The 15,835-nt window shown below is 71.4% G+C and carries 14 protein-coding genes; 2 read left to right on the forward strand and 12 right to left on the reverse strand.

Annotated elements, in window-relative coordinates:
• Positions 1-69: 69 nt before the first annotated feature.
• The 7 genes from BJY28_RS02780 to BJY28_RS02810 form a co-directional block, all read right to left on the reverse strand.
• Positions 70-1,887, reverse strand: coding sequence for a S8 family serine peptidase (locus BJY28_RS02780; RefSeq protein WP_179461651.1), 1,818 nt, complete (start codon positions 1,885-1,887; stop codon positions 70-72).
• Between the two features lie 143 nt (positions 1,888-2,030).
• A complete protein-coding gene (locus BJY28_RS02785; protein ID WP_179461652.1) occupies positions 2,031-3,296 on the reverse strand; it encodes an acyl-CoA dehydrogenase family protein in 1,266 nt (421 codons plus the stop codon).
• 39 nt (positions 3,297-3,335) lie between these two features.
• Entirely contained in the window at positions 3,336-4,661 is a 1,326-nt protein-coding gene (locus BJY28_RS02790; RefSeq protein WP_179461653.1) for an acyl-CoA dehydrogenase family protein, read from the reverse strand.
• A 156-nt stretch (positions 4,662-4,817) separates the two neighbouring features.
• Complete coding sequence (locus BJY28_RS02795) at positions 4,818-5,678, reverse strand: amino acid ABC transporter permease (RefSeq protein WP_179461654.1); 861 nt, start codon at positions 5,676-5,678, stop codon at positions 4,818-4,820.
• Positions 5,675-6,355 carry an ABC transporter permease subunit gene (locus tag BJY28_RS02800; protein ID WP_179461655.1) on the reverse strand — a complete coding sequence of 227 codons (681 nt, stop codon included), beginning with the start codon at positions 6,353-6,355 and terminating at the stop codon, positions 5,675-5,677. Before BJY28_RS02800 ends, BJY28_RS02795 begins: the two co-directional genes overlap by 4 nt.
• Before the next feature lie 98 nt (positions 6,356-6,453).
• The gene (locus tag BJY28_RS02805; protein ID WP_179461656.1) at positions 6,454-7,287 is read right to left on the reverse strand and encodes a glutamate ABC transporter substrate-binding protein; all 834 of its coding nucleotides are present in this window, start codon (positions 7,285-7,287) and stop codon (positions 6,454-6,456) included.
• 59 nt (positions 7,288-7,346) lie between these two features.
• Positions 7,347-8,087: an amino acid ABC transporter ATP-binding protein gene (locus tag BJY28_RS02810; protein WP_179461657.1), complete on the reverse strand. Its 741-nt coding sequence runs from the start codon at positions 8,085-8,087 to the stop codon at positions 7,347-7,349.
• A gap of 100 nt (positions 8,088-8,187) precedes the next feature.
• Here BJY28_RS02810 and BJY28_RS02815 point away from each other — a divergent pair, with 100 nt between their 5' ends.
• Complete coding sequence (locus BJY28_RS02815) at positions 8,188-8,646, forward strand: SRPBCC family protein (protein WP_179461658.1); 459 nt, start codon at positions 8,188-8,190, stop codon at positions 8,644-8,646.
• Positions 8,647-8,973: 327 nt separating this feature from the next.
• Here the strand turns inward: BJY28_RS02815 and BJY28_RS02820 are convergent, their stop codons facing one another.
• From BJY28_RS02820 to arsB, 4 genes are all read right to left on the reverse strand, one after another.
• Positions 8,974-10,827 (reverse strand): phosphoenolpyruvate carboxykinase (GTP), encoded by a 1,854-nt coding sequence (locus BJY28_RS02820; RefSeq protein WP_343036929.1) that lies wholly within the window; start codon positions 10,825-10,827, stop codon positions 8,974-8,976.
• Positions 10,828-11,061: 234 nt separating this feature from the next.
• On the reverse strand, positions 11,062-11,475 hold the full coding sequence (locus tag BJY28_RS02825) for an arsenate reductase ArsC (RefSeq protein WP_179461659.1): 414 nt from the start codon (positions 11,473-11,475) through the stop codon (positions 11,062-11,064).
• 107 nt (positions 11,476-11,582) lie between these two features.
• Positions 11,583-12,212 carry an arsenate reductase ArsC gene (locus tag BJY28_RS02830; protein WP_179461660.1) on the reverse strand — a complete coding sequence of 210 codons (630 nt, stop codon included), beginning with the start codon at positions 12,210-12,212 and terminating at the stop codon, positions 11,583-11,585.
• A complete protein-coding gene (gene arsB / locus BJY28_RS02835; protein WP_343036930.1) occupies positions 12,209-13,342 on the reverse strand; it encodes an ACR3 family arsenite efflux transporter in 1,134 nt (377 codons plus the stop codon). Before arsB ends, BJY28_RS02830 begins: the two co-directional genes overlap by 4 nt.
• 215 nt (positions 13,343-13,557) lie before the next feature.
• Between arsB and BJY28_RS02840 the strand changes: the two genes are divergently transcribed.
• Complete coding sequence (locus BJY28_RS02840) at positions 13,558-13,923, forward strand: ArsR/SmtB family transcription factor (RefSeq protein ID WP_179461662.1); 366 nt, start codon at positions 13,558-13,560, stop codon at positions 13,921-13,923.
• 36 nt (positions 13,924-13,959) lie between these two features.
• On the opposite strand, the gene BJY28_RS02845 is transcribed toward BJY28_RS02840, so the two are convergent.
• Positions 13,960-15,645 (reverse strand): PHA/PHB synthase family protein, encoded by a 1,686-nt coding sequence (locus BJY28_RS02845; RefSeq protein WP_179461663.1) that lies wholly within the window; start codon positions 15,643-15,645, stop codon positions 13,960-13,962.
• Positions 15,646-15,835: the final 190 nt, after the last annotated feature.

Here is a 15,835-nt window from a genome sequence, read left to right on the forward strand (position 1 = left end):
GCCTCGACCCCCAGCACGACGAAGGGGGACCGGTCACGGTGACCGGTCCCCCTTCGTCGTGCTGCTGGCTCAGCGCCAGGTCACGGCCCGGCGGGCGTTGACGATCCCGTCACCGTAGAAGCCGTTGAACCCGGTCGAGGACACGCACTCCGCGGTGAACTCCTCGGAGCGGCCCTCGGGCACGTAGCTGCGCACGCCGCCCTCGGGGCAGTCCTCGTTGACCGCGGACTTGCGCAGCACGTAGGAGGTGTCCCGGGCGTCCAGGCCCCACCACTTGCCGTAGCCGGAGCCGCGGCTGTCGACGATCAGCGCCGCCACCCCGGCCGCGTGCGGCGCGGCCATCGAGGTGCCCTGCAGGTACTGGTAGTAGCCGCAGCGGGTGGCACCGGAGGCGACCGGGCTGTCGCTGCACTGCTTGATCACCCCGTTGGCCCGACCGGCCGCGGTGACGTAGCCGTAGCGGCTGACCTGACCCTCGGCCTGCAGCACCTTGGTCGGAGCGGCGGAGAGGATGAGGTTCTCGTTGGTGCGGTAGCTGTCGGTGCCGATGCCGTCACGGAACCAGCCGCCCGGCGCGGAGACCTCGATCTCGCCGGAGCGCAGGTCGGTGGTCCAGTTGGAGAAGTCCGACTTCTCGCCCGACGGGCCCAGCGCGGAGACGCCGATGACGTTCGGGCCCTCGACCGGCAGGTCGTAGCAGCTGTCGTTGTCGATGGTCCGCTCGTGCGCCACGCCCTCGGGGAAGTTCGGGCTGGTGGCGTCGTTGCGCGGGTTGGCCAGGTCCTCGTGACCGTTGCCGAGCGCGGCGACCATGGTGACGTCGCGCCGGTGGGCGTAGTCGAGGACCCGCTCGATGGTGTCGATGGTGACGTCCTGCTGAGCGGCCTGCTCGGCGTTGTCCTCCGGCGCCCCGCCGACGCAGTTGAAGGCCCACGGGTCGATGTAGAAGGACATGTTCACCACGTCCAGCCGCTGGTCGGCGGCGTAGGCGATGGCGTTGGTCACCGGGCCGAGGAAGAAGTAGCCGCTGTCCTGGCCGGCGCGGACGTTGACCAGCGAGACGCCCGGCGCCACGCCGGTGACGCCGTAGTCGTTGGCCGCGGCGCCGATGGTGCCGGCGACGTGCGTGCCGTGCCCGTTGTCGTCGACCGTCGCCGGGTCCATGCAGCCGTCGTACTCGCACTCGCCGTCGACCATCGGGATGTCCCGGGCGAAGTTCTTCGAGGTGGCCTTGTCGAAGTTGGCGGCGATGTCCGGGTGGTTGGCCTGGACGCCGGTGTCGATGATCCCGACCTTGGTGCGCTTGTGGCCGGCGGTGACCTGGTGCGCCTCGGGGGCGTCGACCATGTCCAGACCCCAGGCGAGGTCGTCCAGCGGGTCGGCCTCGGCGGCCGCGGCGCGGCTCTGGCTGGCGGCCACCTTCTTCTTCGCGGCGGCGGAGGAGCCCTTGTCCGCGGCGTCCACGTGCTCCTGGGTGACCTCCTCGTCGGGTGCCGCGTCGGGCGTCTGCGGGGAGGTGCCGATGGCGATCTCGGCGGCGGCGTTGTCGACGCCGTCCATGGCCCTCGCCTCTGCGGCGAACCCGGCGTCGTCGGAGTCGACGGTGACCATCCCGATCTGGCGGTTGATCGAGGTGACCGAGCCGCCGGCCTCCTCGACCTGGTCCACGACCGAGGACACCGAGGCGCCCTTCTCGACGAGGACGACGTAGTCGCCGGAGGTGGCGGCGGGTCCGGCCGCGGCCGACGGCGCGGACGGCGCCGCGGATGCGGACGAGGCCGCGGCGGCGTCGCCGGGGACCGGCTGGGCGGTGGCCGTGGCGGTGGCGAGTCCGGAGCAGCCCAGGGCAGCTGCTCCGAGGAACGCCGTCATGCGAGATCGACGCATGGTTCCTCCCTCAGGGTCACGGCGGGCGGGGGCCGCCCGCGCTCCCGCAGGGTATGGCGCGGATCACATGCTCGCATCCGGAGGCGTGTCGGCCCGGGGCGGTCACGCCCCGGGCCGGCACCTCCGGTGCTATGCACAGCTGCTCAGCGCAGCTCCTTGCTGCTGTAGCCGAGCAGACGACGGGCGACGACGAGCAGCTGGATCTGCTGGGTGCCCTCGAAGATGTCGAGGATCTTGCTGTCCCGCGCCCACTTCTCCAGCAGCTCGGTCTCGGCGTAGCCGGTCGCGCCGGCCAGCTCGACGCAGGCGAGCGACACGTTGACGCAGGTGCGTCCCGCCTTCGCCTTGGCCATCGAGGCCTCCATCGAGTTCGGCTTGCCGTTGTCGGCCATCCAGGCCGCGCGCAGCGCCAGCAGGTAGGCGGCCTGGTAGTCGGCCTCCATCTGCAGCAGCTTGGCCGCGGCCGCGCTCTGGGTGCTCAGCGGCCGGTCCGGGTCCGGGTGCACCCCGGCCTCGGCGAGCAGCTCGGTGGTCTTGTCCAGGCTCGCCCGGGTCAGCCCGAGGGCCATCGCCGCGACCAGCGGACGGGTGTTGTCGAAGGTCTGCATGGCGCCGCCGAAGCCACCCTCGATCCGGATCTCCGGGTCGCCGAGCAGGTCCTCGGCCGGCACCCGGCAGTCCTGCAGGCTGAAGGCGGCGGTGTCGCTGGCCCGGATCCCGAGCTTGTGCTCCAGGCGCACCAGCTCCATCCCGGGGTTGTCCCGGTGGACGACGAAGGACTTGATCGCCTGCTTGCCGAGGCTGCGGTCCAGGGTCGCCCAGACGACGACGAGCTCGGCCCGCTCCCCCGCGGTGACGTAGATCTTCTCGCCGTTGAGGACGTACTCGTCGCCGTCCTTGACCGCGGTGGTGCGGATGGCGCCGGAGTCCGAGCCGACCTCCGGCTCGGTGATCGCCATGGCTGCCCACTTGCCGGCGTAGCGCTCCTTCTGCTCGTCGCTGGCGACGGCCGCGATGGCCGCGTTGCCCAGGCCCTGGCGCGGGATCGACAGAGTCAGGCCGACGTCGCCGCGGCAGGTCTCCAGGATGGAGAGCACCGAGGAGAGGTTGGAGCCGTTCTTGTTGCCGCCCTTGTCCTTGCTGCCGCGACGTCCGGAGCCGACGGCGGCGACGTCGCCCTCCTCGGCGCCGTCGTCCTTGGCGCGGGTGGAGCTGGAGGCGCCGGCACCCTGGCCGGCGCCACCGTCACCCATGCCGTCGATGACGGCGGAGACGAGGTCGAGCTCGGCGGGGTACTCGTGCTCGGCGCGGTCGTACTTGCGCGAGATCGGCCAGAACACCTCCTCGGCCATGCCGCGGGCCTGGGCGACGAGCGGGCGGAACTTCTTGGGAACCTCGAGATCGATCATCAGAGCAGTCCTTGTCTCAGTCGTGTCGGTGGGGCGCGCTCAGACGAGCAGGCTGCCCTCGAGGACGCCGGCGCCGCGCAGGTCGCGGTACCAGCGCTCGTTGTCGTACTCCTTGACGAAGCCGTGGCCGCCGAGCAGCTGCACGCCGTTGCTGCCGACCTGGGTGAGGTACTGGCTGGTCAGCGAACGGGCCTGGGCGATCTCGGCGGAGGCGTCCTCGCCGCGGTCGAGCCGGGCGGCGGCCTTCCAGACCACGAGCCGCAGCGCGTCGATCTCGATGGCCATGTCGGCGACGGTGAAGGCGACCGCCTGCCGGTAGCCGATCGGCTCGCCGAAGGCCTTGCGCTCCTGGACGTACTCGCTGACGTGGTCGAAGGCGGCCTGGCCGGTGCCGACGGCGGCGGCGGCCCAGGCGAGCCGGGCGCGGCGGACGGCGTCGAGGTGGTCCTCGGTGGTGCCGAGCAGGTTGCTGGCCGGCACCCGCACCCCTTCGAGGTGCAGCCGGGCGGTCTTCGCGGCGCGCACGCCCATGGCCGGGTCGTCCTCGACCTGCAGGCCCTCGGCGCCGGGCTCGACGATGACCAGCCGGGGCTGGCCGTCGAGCAGCGCGCCGACGATGAAGAGCTCGGCGTCGGCGGCCCCAGGCACGAGCGCCTTGACCCCGGTGAGCACGAGCTCCTCGACCTCGCGGACGGCGGTGGTGCTCGGTGCCAGCGGGTCGAAGAGAGGCTGGGGCTCCATGAGCGCGATGGCGGCAGCCTTCGGCGGGTCGTCGCCGGTGAACTCGGGCAGGTAGGTGGCCTGCTGGTCGGCGTCGCCGTAGCTGGCGATGGCGGTGGCCACGGCGGCCGGCGCCATGATCGCGGTGGCGATGCCCATGTCGCCGCGGGCCAGCTCCTCGATGACGAGGGCGGCGGTCACGGCGGAGCGCTCCTCGGCGATGCCCTCGAGCTCGGCCGGGACGCCGATGAGGTGCAGCCCGACCTCGGCGGCCGCGGAGGTGACCTCGGCCGGGACGCTGCGCTCGGCGTCGGCGGTCGCACCGGCGGGACGGATGACCTCGTCGGCGAGCTCCTTGGCGACGCCGCGGATCATCTCCTGGTCCTCGGTGGGGGTGAGGTCGAACTGCTGCTTGGGCTTCGTGGTGGCGGCCCGGGCCGGGTCACCGGACCCCTTCTGCCGGGCGAAGGCGCGACCGGCGGCGGTCTGGGCCTTGAAGCCGCTGACCGCGCCCTTGTAGAGGTAGCGCTCCACGCGAGCCCGGACCTTCGGGTCCTTCAGGCCGGGCAGGCCGCCGGCCTTGGCGATGAGCCGCAGGCCGAGCCGCTGACCACGGTCGGCGAGCGAGGCGGTGTCGAGAGACATCGGTGAGAAACCTCCTGGGAGAGCCCTGGTGCGTCCGCACCCGGTGTGCGGTACCGACAGTACCTGCTACGCGCCGTATCGGTAAACTGGCGAGTAACTACACGGGGCTGTGTCGCCGCTCACGCGGGCCGCCGGCACCGGGGCCCGCCCGCGGGCTCAGGTCGCGGCGCCGCGGTCCTGGACGGCCGCCTGGGCTCCTCCGGCGGTGTGCCCGCGGCGGTTGATCCGGCTCTCCAGCCAGCCTGCGAAGGTGGTCAGCGAGAAGTTGATGACGATGAAGATCACCGCCGCGATCACCAGCGGCTGCAGGGTGTCGCCCCCGGCGGCGAGGTTGCGCGCCTGCCGGAGCAGCTCGGGGTAGGTGATGATCGCGCCCAGCGCGCTGTCCTTGAGCACCACGACGAGCTGGCCGACCAGCGCCGGCAGCATCGCGGTGATCGCCTGCGGCAGCTGGATGCTGCGCATCGTCTGCCCCGGGGTCAGCCCGACCGACAGGCCGGCCTCGGCCTGACCGGCCGGCAGCGAACCCACCCCGGAGCGCACCAGCTCGGCGATGACCGAGCCGTTGTAGAGGGTCAGCGCCGCGATGACGGCGACGAAGGGGTTGGTCGTCGGCGCGAAGATCCCCTGGTAGGCGAGGAAGTAGAAGAAGGCGATCATCATGATGAGCACCGGGATCCCGCGGAAGAACTCCACGACGACGCCGCTGACCCAGCGCACGTAGCGGTTCTGCGAGACCCGGCCCATGCCGAAGACGAACCCGAAGACCAGCGCCAGCACGATGGCGATGCCGGCGGCGCGCAGGGTCGCCCAGATGCCCGGCAGGAAGTAGTTCTCCCAGGCGCTGCGGGTGAACATCGCCTGCCACTTCTCCGGCTCCAGCTCACCCCGCTCCCCCAGGCGCCCGAGGGCGAGGTAGACCAGACCCAGGAGCACCAGCGCCGCGAGCACGGTGAGCAGCCGGTGCCGGCGGCGGGCGCGGGGACCGGGGGCGTCGAAGAGGACCGAGGAGCTCATCGCTTCACCGCCACCTTCCGGGAGAGGGCGGTCAGGCCGATGCCGATCGGCAGGGTGAGCAGCAGGAAGAAGCCGGCGATGAGACCGAAGAGCTGCCAGGTGAGGTCCGGTCGGAACTCCAGGGCCTCGGCCATGAAGTACGAGGTCTGGGCCACCCCGATGATCGAGACCACCGTGGTGTTCTTGATGAGCGCGATGAGCGTCGAGGCCAGCGGCGCCACCGCCCCGCGGAAGGCCTGCGGCAGCACCACGTGCCGCAGCGACTGGACGAAGCCGAGCCCGATCGAGCGGGCCGCCTCGGCCTGACCGGCGGGCACGGTGTTGACCCCGGAGCGCAGCGCCTCGCAGACGAAGGCGGCGTGGTAGACCGACAGCCCGAAGATGGCCCAGCGGATCGCCTCGTCGACGAGGGCGGTGGGGCTGTCCCGGTCGACGATCGGGATGCCGAGCCGGGTGCCCAGCACGGTCAGCGAGAAGAGCACCACCAGGGTCAGCGGGGTGTTTCGCACGGTGTTGACGTACACCGCGCCGAGCACGTTGAGGACCCGGATCGGCCCGACCCGCATGATGACGAGCGCGGTGCCGAGCAGCAGCGACCACAACGCCGACCACAGCGACAGCTGGATGGTCAGCCAGAAGGCTCCCCAGACGTCGAACTGCTCGAAGAGCTCACGCACCGGTCATCACCTCCGCCGCGGTGCAGGACCCGGCTGCGGTGGGGGCGCGGCGGCTGCCGCCCGCCCCCACCGCCCTCGGTCAGGGACTCGGTCCGGGATCAGGAGCACTCGTCGAACTCGGGCGGGTTGACCTCTTCGTCGACCTCGAAGTTCGCCGGGCCGAAGTTGGCGTCCACGGCCTCCTGCCAGGCGCCGTCGTCGACCATCTTCTGCAGGGCGTCGTTGATCTGGCCGCACAGCTCGGTGTCCCCCTTCGGGATCCCGACGCCGTAGCGCTCCTCGGAGAAGGTGTTGCCGACGACCTTGAGCTCACCCTCGTACTGCTCCTGGGCGGCGTAGCCGGCGAGGATGGTGTTGTCCGTGGTCAGCGCGTCCAGCTGGCCGTTGACCAGCCCGTCGAGGCACTCGGAGTAGGTGTCGAACTCGCGCAGCTGCACGCCGGGCACCTCCTCCTGGACGTTCGCCGCCGACGTCGAGCCGGAGACCGAGCAGAGCCGCTTGCCGTCGAGGTCCTCGACGCCGGTGATGTCGGAGTCCTCGGCGACGAGCAGGTCCTGGCCGGCGATGAAGTAGGGCCCGGCGAAGGAGACCTTCTCCTTGCGCTCGTCGGTGATCGAGTAGGTCGCGAAGATCATGTCGACCTGCCCGGTCTCCAGCAGGGTCTCGCGCTGCGGGCTCGGCGCCTGGACGAACTCGACCTCCTGGCCGAGCTCCTCGGCCACGTAGTTGGCGACGTCGACGTCGAAGCCGCTGTAGCTGTCGCCCTCCTGGAAGCCCAGGCCTGGCTGGTCGAACTTGATGCCGACCTGCAGGGTGTCCCCGCCGCCGTCACCACCGCTGCCGCCGTCGCCGGAGTCGTCGCCGCAGGCGGTCAGGCCGAGGGCCAGCACGGCCGCGGAGCCGAGGGCGAGGAATCGTCGCTGCTTGCTCATTGTCTCTTCTCCTTGCTCGGGCCGCGGTCGCGGCCGCTCCGTGCGATGGGTGTCTGGCGTCAGTGGGCGAGGATCTTGCCGAGGAAGTCCTTGGCACGGTCGCTGCGCGGGTTGGTGAAGAACTCCTCGGGGGTCGCCTCCTCGACGATCTCCCCGTCGGACATGAAGACCACCCGGTCGGCGGCTCGGCGGGCGAAGCCCATCTCGTGGGTGACGACGATCATCGTCATCCCGGTCTGGGCGAGCTGAGTCATCACCTCCAGCACCTCGGTGATCATCTCCGGGTCGAGGGCGGAGGTCGGCTCGTCGAAGAGCATGATCTTGGGGTCCATCGCCAGCGAGCGGGCGATGGCCACGCGCTGCTGCTGCCCTCCGGAGAGCTGCGCCGGGTACTTGCCGGCCTGCTCCTCGATGCCCACCCGCTCGAGCAGCTCCCGGGCCCGCTGCTGCGCCTGCGCCTTCGGGACCCGGCGCACCTTGAGCGGCCCGAGGGTGACGTTGTCGAGGATCGTCTTGTGGGCGAAGAGGTTGAAGGCCTGGAAGACCATCCCGACGTCAGAGCGCAGCCGGGCCAGCGCCTTGCCCTCCTCGGGCAGCGGCTCGCCGTCGATGGTGATCGAGCCGGACTCGTAGGTCTCCAGCCGGTTGATGGTGCGGCACAGGGTGGACTTGCCCGAGCCGGACGGTCCGATGACCACGACCACCTCGCCGCGGGCCACGGACAGGTTGATGTCCTTGAGGACGTGCAGGTCCCCGAAGTGCTTGTTCACTCCGTCCAGGACGACGAGCGGCTCGGCCATGCGGGAGAACCTAGAGCCCGGGGAGCAGGATGAGACCTGGAGCACACCGGTTGTTGTGCAGTCGAGACCTATCCGCGCGGGCGGTCCTACGATGACCGGCATGCCTGACTTCACGATCTCCCGCTCGGTGCACGTCGACGCGGACAGCGCCACCGTGCACGCCCTGGTCGACGACTTCCACGAGTGGGTGCACTGGTCGCCCTGGGAGGGCACCGACCCGGACCTGCAGCGCACCTACACCGGACCGTCCCGCGGGGTCGGCTCGAGCTACGCCTGGAAGGGCAACCGGGCCGGGGAGGGCACGATGACCATCACCGGCTCCTCGCCGGAGCACGTGGCGCTCGACCTCTCCTTCGTCAAGCCCTTCACGGCGCACAACCAGGTGAGGTTCACCTTCGAGCCGGTCGCGGCCGGCGGCACCGAGGTGACCTGGACGATGCACGGCACGCGCGGCCGGGTGGCGGCGCTGTCCATGCGGCTGATCAAGATGGACGACCGGCTGGCCAAGGACTTCGACCGGGGCCTGGCGTCGCTGCGGGAGCGGGCTGAGTCGCGCTGAACACCTCGCGCCCCTGACCACCCGCAGCTGCCCGGGCAAATCACCACCCAGCCCGCAACTGCCCGGGCAAATCACCACCTCCGTCCACAACTGCCCGGGCAATTCACCATCCTGGCCCGCAACTGCCCGGGCAAATTCACCCACTAGTGCGCAACTGCCCGGGCAAATCACCACCCAGCCCGCAACTGCCCGGGTAAATCACCAACTAGTGCGCAACTGCCCGGGTTTTGCGCAGCCGGAGGCGGCCCCGAGGGGCGACGCGACGGACGAAGGGGGTCCCGACCGTGACGGTCGGGACCCCCTTCGTGCGGGTCGGCGGGACCAGGCTCAGCCCTCGGCGCGCTGCACGGCGTCGGCGACCCGGCGGTGGGCGACCCAGATCTCCTCGGGCAGCTCGCGGAACTGCTCCAGGTGCTCCTGCCGGTAGCCCATCTCCTCGCGCCAGCGCGGCACGTCGATGGTGAGGATCCGGTCGAGGTCCTCGCGCGGCAGGTCGAGACCGGTGAGGTCGAGCTCCTCCTCGGTGGGCAGCACGCCGACCGCGGTCTCGCGCCCGGTGACCTCGCCGTCCTTGAGGCGGCACAGCCACAGCAGGGCCCGCAGGTTCTCCCGGTAGCCCGGCCACAGGAAGTGCCCGTCCTCGCTGTCCCGCTGGAACCAGTTGACGTGCGCGAAGATCGGCTGCTCGCTGGCGGCGCCGACGATCTTCAGCCAGTGCGCGGCGTAGTCGCCCTCGGGGTAGGACATGAAGGGGCGCATCGACATCGGGTCGTAGCGCAGCACGCCCTCCTTGCCGTCGGCGGCGGAGGTGGCCTCGGCGCCGAGCGTCAGGCCGTCGTAGACGCCCTCGGCGAGGTCGTTGATCGCGCGGATCAGCGGCTCGCGGTCACGGGTGCGGCCACCGAAGATGATCGCGTCGATCTTCACCCCGGCCGGGTCGCTGTAGTCCGGGGCGACGTTGGGCACCTGGTCCAGGCTGGTGGTGAAGCGGCTGTTCGGGTGCGCCCAGGGGTCGCCGGCCTCGTCCGGGTTGCGGTCGGCGATCTTCTCGCCCTTCCAGTCCACCCACCCGGCGGTGTCGCTGGGACGCTCCGGGGTCTTGCCCTCCCACCACACCTCGTGGGTGTCCGGGTTGTAGGCGACGTTGGTGAAGAGCGCCTGCGCACCCGGGGCGATCGACTCCAGGGCGGTCGGGTTGGTCTTCTCGTTGGTGTCCTTGGCGACACCGAAGACACCGTTCTCCGGGTTGAGGCCGTAGAGCGCGCCGTCCTCGCCGACCCAGAGCCAGGCGATGTCGTCGCCGTAGAAGCTCACGTGGTACCGGTCGCCGAGGGCGTCCGGGGCCAGGGTCATCGCCAGGTTGGTCTTGCCGGAGGCGCTGGGGAAGCCGCCGCAGACGTGCCAGGTCTTGCCGGTCTGCTTGTCGTGGATGCCCAGCAGCATGAACTGCTCGGAGAGGAACTGCCCGGAGGCCCAGCCGTCGTAGCTGGCCTGGCGCAGGCCGTGGGCGATCTTGCCGAGCAGCGCGTTGCCGCCGTAGGAGCTGCCGAAGTGCAGGATGGTCCGCTGGTCGGCGACGGTGACGAAGTTGCGCTTGTCGTCCGGGGTGCCCTGGCCGAGGTTCTCCAGGTCGCCGGTGACGTGCACGGCGCGGACGAAGTGGTCCGGCTCGGCGAGGTTGTTGATGAGGTCCACGCCGACCCGGGCCATGCGGATCATGTGCAGGCAGACGGTCCGGTTGTCGGTGAGCTCGACCCCGGCGGCGAACTTCTCCAGCGGGGAGCCGGGAGGGGCCATGAGGTAGGGGATGACGTACATCGTCTTGCCGGCGAGCGCGCCCTTCATGTGGCCCTCGACCACCGGGCGGATCTCGTCGGCGTGCCGCCAGTTGTTGTAGACGCCGCGGTCGGACTCGTTGCTCGTGGCGACGATGGTCCGCTCCTCCGAGCGGGCGGTGTCCTTGCTGTAGCTGCGCGAGTAGTAGAGGCCCTCGCCGGCGGGCTGGATCTCGTCGGCGGCCAGCGCCTCCTCGATGAGCCGGGAGTCGTCGGCGGCGCTGACGACCTCGATCCGCTCCGCGCCGGTGTGCTCCGCCCAGTACCGGACGAACTCCTTGACCGCCTCGTTCGTCAGGCCTGCAGCCTCGAGCGCTCCGTCCACATCGACCACCGTCGTGCTCACCTTTCGCCCTTCGCGTCCGGCGCGACGCGTCCTCGTCGCCGCGCGTCACGGACGTCGCCGGGATGACGCTGCTCGCCTCCGCGGTCGGCGGCGTCCGTGTGGGCCACACTCAACCACGCGCACCGCACCCAGGCACCATCGGATGTGGTGATCTGCCCGGAAGTGTGAGGGACCACTCACGGCACATCTACGACATCTCGTCGTAGATGTGACCGGGGTCTCATCCTCGGCGCGTCAGCGGGCGACGGGCGTGACGCCGAGCTGCTCGATGAGCCGCTCGACCCGGCCGCGGATCGCGTCGCGGATGGGACGCACCGCGGCCAGGCCCTGGCCGGCCGGGTCGTCCAGAGCCCAGTCCTCGTAGCGCTTCCCGGGGAAGATCGGGCAGGCGTCGCCGCAGCCCATCGTCACCACGACGTCCGAGGCCTGCACCGCCTCCGAGGTGAGCACCCGCGGCTGCTGGGCGGACAGGTCGATCCCCTCCTCGGCCATCGCCTCGACCGCGACCGGGTTGACCGTCTCGGCCGGCTCGGACCCGGCCGAGCGCACCTCGACGGCGCCGCCGGAGAGATGGGCGAGGTAGCCGGCGGCCATCTGGGACCGGCCGGCGTTGTGCACACAGACGAAGAGGACGCTGGGTCGGCTCATGGGACACCTCTGGCGGTCGTGGACGGACGGGTCGTGGTCGGACGGATCGTGCGCAGCGAAGGGGAGCGAGGCCGCCGGCGGCAGCAGGGCCGGGCGACAGGGCCCAGTCAGCGATGGTCGTCGAGGACCTCGGCGAGCAGGGCGGTGACCCGGGCCTGGATGTCGTCGCGGATGGCCCGCACCACCGGCAGCGGCTGCCCGTCGGGGTCGGCGACGTCCCAGTCGAGGTAGCGGCGGCCGGGCACGTAGGGGCAGCTGTCGCCGCAGCCCATCGTGACGATGACGTCGGCGGCGTGCACGACGTCGCCGGTCAACGGCTTGGGGAACTCGCCCTCGACAACCACGCCGCGCTCGGCCAGCACCTCGATCGCCACCGGCTGGATCTGGCCGGTCGGCGCCGACCCGGCGGAGCGCACGTGCACCCGGCCGGCGGACAGGTGCCGGGCCAGCGCAGCGGCCATCACCGAGCGCCCGGAGTTGTGCACGCAGACGAAGAGCAGCTCCGGGGTGGCCCGGGCGACGCGCCCCTGGGCCTGGGCGGCGGCGAGCAGCTGGTCGCGGGCGAAGCGCTCGACGAGGATCGGCAGGAAGTCCGGGACGGTGGAGAGGGGCTCGAGCTGCTCGCGGGCACGGGCCACGGCCTCGGCGACCGCCTCCTGGTCGATGGTGCCGTGGTAGCGGTAGGCGAGGTCGTCGACGATGGCCTCGTAGGCCTCGGTGGTCAGGGCACGGCTCATGACTGCTCTCCTGTCTCGGTGGTGGCCGACCGGCGCGCGGTGGCGGCGGACGGACGTGCGGCGGAGCGGGTCAGCCGACGGCGCAGGGCGAGGCTGACGTAGACGAGGGCGACGAGCACGGGGACCTCGATCAGCGGTCCGACGACGCCGGCGAGCGCCTGCCCCGAGGTCACCCCGAAGGTGGCGATGGCCACGGCGATGGCGAGCTCGAAGTTGTTGCCGGCGGCGGTGAAGGCGAGCGTCGTGGTCCGCTCGTAGCCCAGCCCGACGAGGTGGCCCAGCAGGAAGCCCCCGCCCCACATGAGGGCGAAGTAGAGGAGCAGCGGCACGGCGATCCGGGCGACGTCGAGCGGGTTGGCGAGGATCGCGTCGCCCTGCAGGGCGAAGAGGACGACGATGGTGAAGAGCAGCCCGTAGAGGGCCCACGGGCCGATCCGCGGCAGGAAGCGCTCCTCGTACCAGGTGCGCCCCTTCGCCCGCTCCCCCAGCCGCCGGGTGAGGTAGCCGGCCAGCAGCGGGATCCCGAGGAAGATCAGCACCGACCGGGCGATGTCCCAGGTGGAGGCGTCGATGCCGGTCTGGTCCAGGCCGAGCCAGCCCGGCAGCACGGAGAGGTAGAACCAGCCGAGCCCGGCGAAGGCGACGACCTGGAAGAGCGAGTTGATGGCGACGAGCACGGCTGCCGCCTCGCGGTCCCCGCAGGCCAGGTCGTTCCAGATGATGACCATGGCGATGCACCGGGCGAGGCCGACGATGATCAGGCCGGTGCGGTACTCCGGCAGGTCCGGCAGGAAGGTCCAGGCGAGCACGAACATCAGCGCCGGGCCGAGCACCCAGTTCAGGACCAGGGAGGAGACCAGCAGCCGCCGGTCGGAGGTGACCGCGCCGACCCGGTCGTAGCGCACCTTCGCCAGGACCGGGTACATCATCACCAGCAGGCCGAGGGCGATCGGCAGCGAGACGCCGTCCACCTCGACGGCGGCCAGGGCGTCGCCCAGGCCCGGCAGCAGCCGGCCGAGGGCGAGCCCGACGAGCATCGCCAGCCCGATCCACACCGGCAGGTAGCGGTCCAGTGTGCCCAGGCGCTCCGCGACGGGAGCCTCCGGCGGGGCGGTTCCGGTGACGGTCACGTCTCTCCTCGCGGGGCGGTCGGGGTCGGGCGGCGTGCGACGACGGGCGCGGCCGAGCGAAGCCATCGGCACCCGGTCAACCACACCCAGGTCATCGACGCTCGTCGATGCCACGACCCAGCCTGACAACCAACATCGGCACCTGTCAATATGGATACCTGTCGATATGCTGATCGCCCTCGACACCACGACCGGCAGCCAGGGAAGGTGGAGCCATGACCGCGACGATCGGCGACCCCGCTCCGGACCAGGGGCAGGATCAGGGGCGCGACGAGACGGTCTGCGTGCCGCTCGCCGGACCCGCGCTGCCCCTCGACGAGGCCCGGCGCCGGGCCGAGCTGCTCAAGGTCGTCGCCGACCCGGTGCGCCTGCAGCTGCTCAGCCTCATCCTCGGCGCACCGGGCCAGGAGTCGTGCGTGTGCGACATGACCGCGCAGGTCGACGTCTCCCAGCCCACCGTGAGCCACCACCTCAAGCAGCTCGTCGAGGCCGGGCTGCTGGAGCGGGAGCGCCGCGGCAGCTGGGCGTGGTTCCACCTTCGCCCGGAGCGGCTCGAGGAGATCCGGGCCGCGCTCCCCTGACCCGCCCCAGCCACGACCCCCAGGACCCCGGCGCCCTCAGGAGTCGAGGACGTAGGTGCCGGGGGCGTCCTCCTTCGGCTGGTGCTCGGCGCTGCCCAGCGAGGTCGGCGCGGCCTTCTTCTTGCCGGAGCGCTCACCGAGCCAGGCGGCGTAGTCCGGCCACCACGACCCCTGCTCCAGGGTGGCCTCCTGACGCCAGTCCTCGGCGTCGATCGAGCTGTCCTCGGACCACTGGAAGCTCGCCTTGGGGTTGCCCGGCGGGTTGACCAGGGCGGCGATGTGCCCGCTCGTGGAGAGCACGAAGCGGGTGGTGCCGCCGAGCAGCTGGCTGCTGCGGTAGCAGTTCTTCCACGGGCAGAGGTGGTCCGCGGAGCCGGCGACGACGTAGGAGTCGACCTCGATCCGGGAGAGGTCGATCGGGGTGCCGAGCACCTCGACCGCGCCGGGGGTGGCCAGGTGGTTCTGCAGGCCGGCGTCGACGAAGTCGCGGTGCAGCTTGGCGGTCATCCGGGTGGTGTCGGCGTTCCAGTAGAGGATGTCGAACTTCGGCGGGGTCTTGCCCTGCAGGTAGTTGTTCACCCAGTAGTTCCAGATGAGGTCGCCGGGCCGCAGCCAGGCGAAGACCTCGGCGAGGTCGCGCCCGTCGAGGTAGCCCTTGCGCCGGGAGCGGGCGACCGCCTGGGCGGCGATGTCGCGGTCCATCAGCGCCCCGGCGGTGCCGGCCTGGCGCTGGTCGATCATCGTCACGAGCAGGCTGAGGCTGGCGAGCCGGTCGAGCTTGCCCTCGGCCGCCCGATGGGCGGCGGCGAGGCAGGCGAGCATGCCGCCGGAGCAGGCGGCCACGGCGTGCGCCCGGCCGACGCCGCTGATCTGGTCGACGACGTCGAAGGCGTCGATGATCCCCTGGCAGTAGGCGTCGAAGCCCCACTTGCTGTGCTGCGCCTCCGGGTTGCGCCAGGACATGACGAAGACCTGCTGGCCCTGCTGCACGAGGTACTCGACGAGGCTGCGGCCGGGGGCGAGGTCGAGGACGTAGTACTTGTTGATCGTGGGCGGGACGATGAGCAGCGGCACCTCGCGGACCTTCTCGGTCTGCGGGGTGTACTGGATGACCTCGAACATCGGGCTGCGGTGGACGACCTTGCCCGGGGTGACCGCCAGGTCGGTGCCGACCTCGTAGGCGTCCGGGTCGACCATCGAGGGCACCCGGGGCGAGGTGGACAGGTCCCGCACGAGGTTGCGCGGGCCGCGCACCGCGTTGGCGCCGCCGCTGTCGATGAAGGCCTTGAGGGCGACCGGGGTGAGCAGCGGGTTGTTGCTCGGCGAGGCCGCCTCGACGATGTTGGCGACGACGAACTTCATCCGCTCGGCGTCCTGCCATCCCATCGGGATGTCCTGGACCAGGCCCTCGGCCATCTCGCTGGTCGCCAGGTAGGACTGCATGATCCGGCGGTAGATCGGGTTGCCGGTCCAGGCCGGGTCGGCGAAGCGGCGGTCCCGGCGCTGCGGCGCCACGTCCGAGACGCCGAGGGTGATCCGGCCGAGCTCACCGGCCAGCCCGCTCAGCCGGGTGGCCACCCGGCTGGGGCGCCGGGCGAGGGCGCCGACGAAGCGCACCCCGGCACCGCCGGGCAGGAAGCGTCGGGCCGAGCCCATCCCCGCCTGGGTGAGCAGCTGGTCGAGCGGGAGCGCGACGTCAGGGGTGTCGTCGGTGCTGCTCATCGGACGTCCCTCGGGCGGGCGAAGGGCGGGCGGGGGACGAGATGCCTCATGGCGTGGCTCCGATCTGGTCGCCGGCGAGCACCAGACCCCTGCTCGGCCTCGTCGCCGGTCACGTGGGGCCCACTCTGTCAGCGCGCGCCGTCGTGAGCCAGGGCTGTCCGCACACCGGCCCGCGACGGCGACGTGCGCG

The sequence above is a fragment of the Janibacter alkaliphilus genome (genome assembly GCF_013408565.1).
In the GTDB taxonomy this organism is placed as follows: Bacteria; Actinomycetota; Actinomycetes; order Actinomycetales; family Dermatophilaceae; genus Janibacter; species Janibacter alkaliphilus.

Excerpts from the sequence above, each read along its gene's own strand:
- BJY28_RS02780 (WP_179461651.1), bottom strand. The coding sequence starts at position 1,887 with ATGCGTCGATCTCGCATGACGGCGTTCCTCGGAGCAGCTGCCCTGGGC.
- BJY28_RS02785 (WP_179461652.1), bottom strand. The coding sequence starts at position 3,296 with ATGATCGATCTCGAGGTTCCCAAGAAGTTCCGCCCGCTCGTCGCCCAG.
- BJY28_RS02790 (WP_179461653.1), bottom strand. The coding sequence starts at position 4,661 with ATGTCTCTCGACACCGCCTCGCTCGCCGACCGTGGTCAGCGGCTCGGC.
- BJY28_RS02795 (WP_179461654.1), bottom strand. The coding sequence starts at position 5,678 with ATGAGCTCCTCGGTCCTCTTCGACGCCCCCGGTCCCCGCGCCCGCCGC.
- BJY28_RS02805 (WP_179461656.1), bottom strand. The coding sequence starts at position 7,287 with ATGAGCAAGCAGCGACGATTCCTCGCCCTCGGCTCCGCGGCCGTGCTG.
- BJY28_RS02810 (WP_179461657.1), bottom strand. The coding sequence starts at position 8,087 with ATGGCCGAGCCGCTCGTCGTCCTGGACGGAGTGAACAAGCACTTCGGG.
- BJY28_RS02815 (WP_179461658.1), top strand. The coding sequence starts at position 8,188 with ATGCCTGACTTCACGATCTCCCGCTCGGTGCACGTCGACGCGGACAGC.
- BJY28_RS02825 (WP_179461659.1), bottom strand. The coding sequence starts at position 11,475 with ATGAGCCGACCCAGCGTCCTCTTCGTCTGTGTGCACAACGCCGGCCGG.
- BJY28_RS02830 (WP_179461660.1), bottom strand. The coding sequence starts at position 12,212 with ATGAGCCGTGCCCTGACCACCGAGGCCTACGAGGCCATCGTCGACGAC.
- BJY28_RS02840 (WP_179461662.1), top strand. The coding sequence starts at position 13,558 with ATGACCGCGACGATCGGCGACCCCGCTCCGGACCAGGGGCAGGATCAG.
- BJY28_RS02845 (WP_179461663.1), bottom strand. The coding sequence starts at position 15,645 with ATGAGCAGCACCGACGACACCCCTGACGTCGCGCTCCCGCTCGACCAG.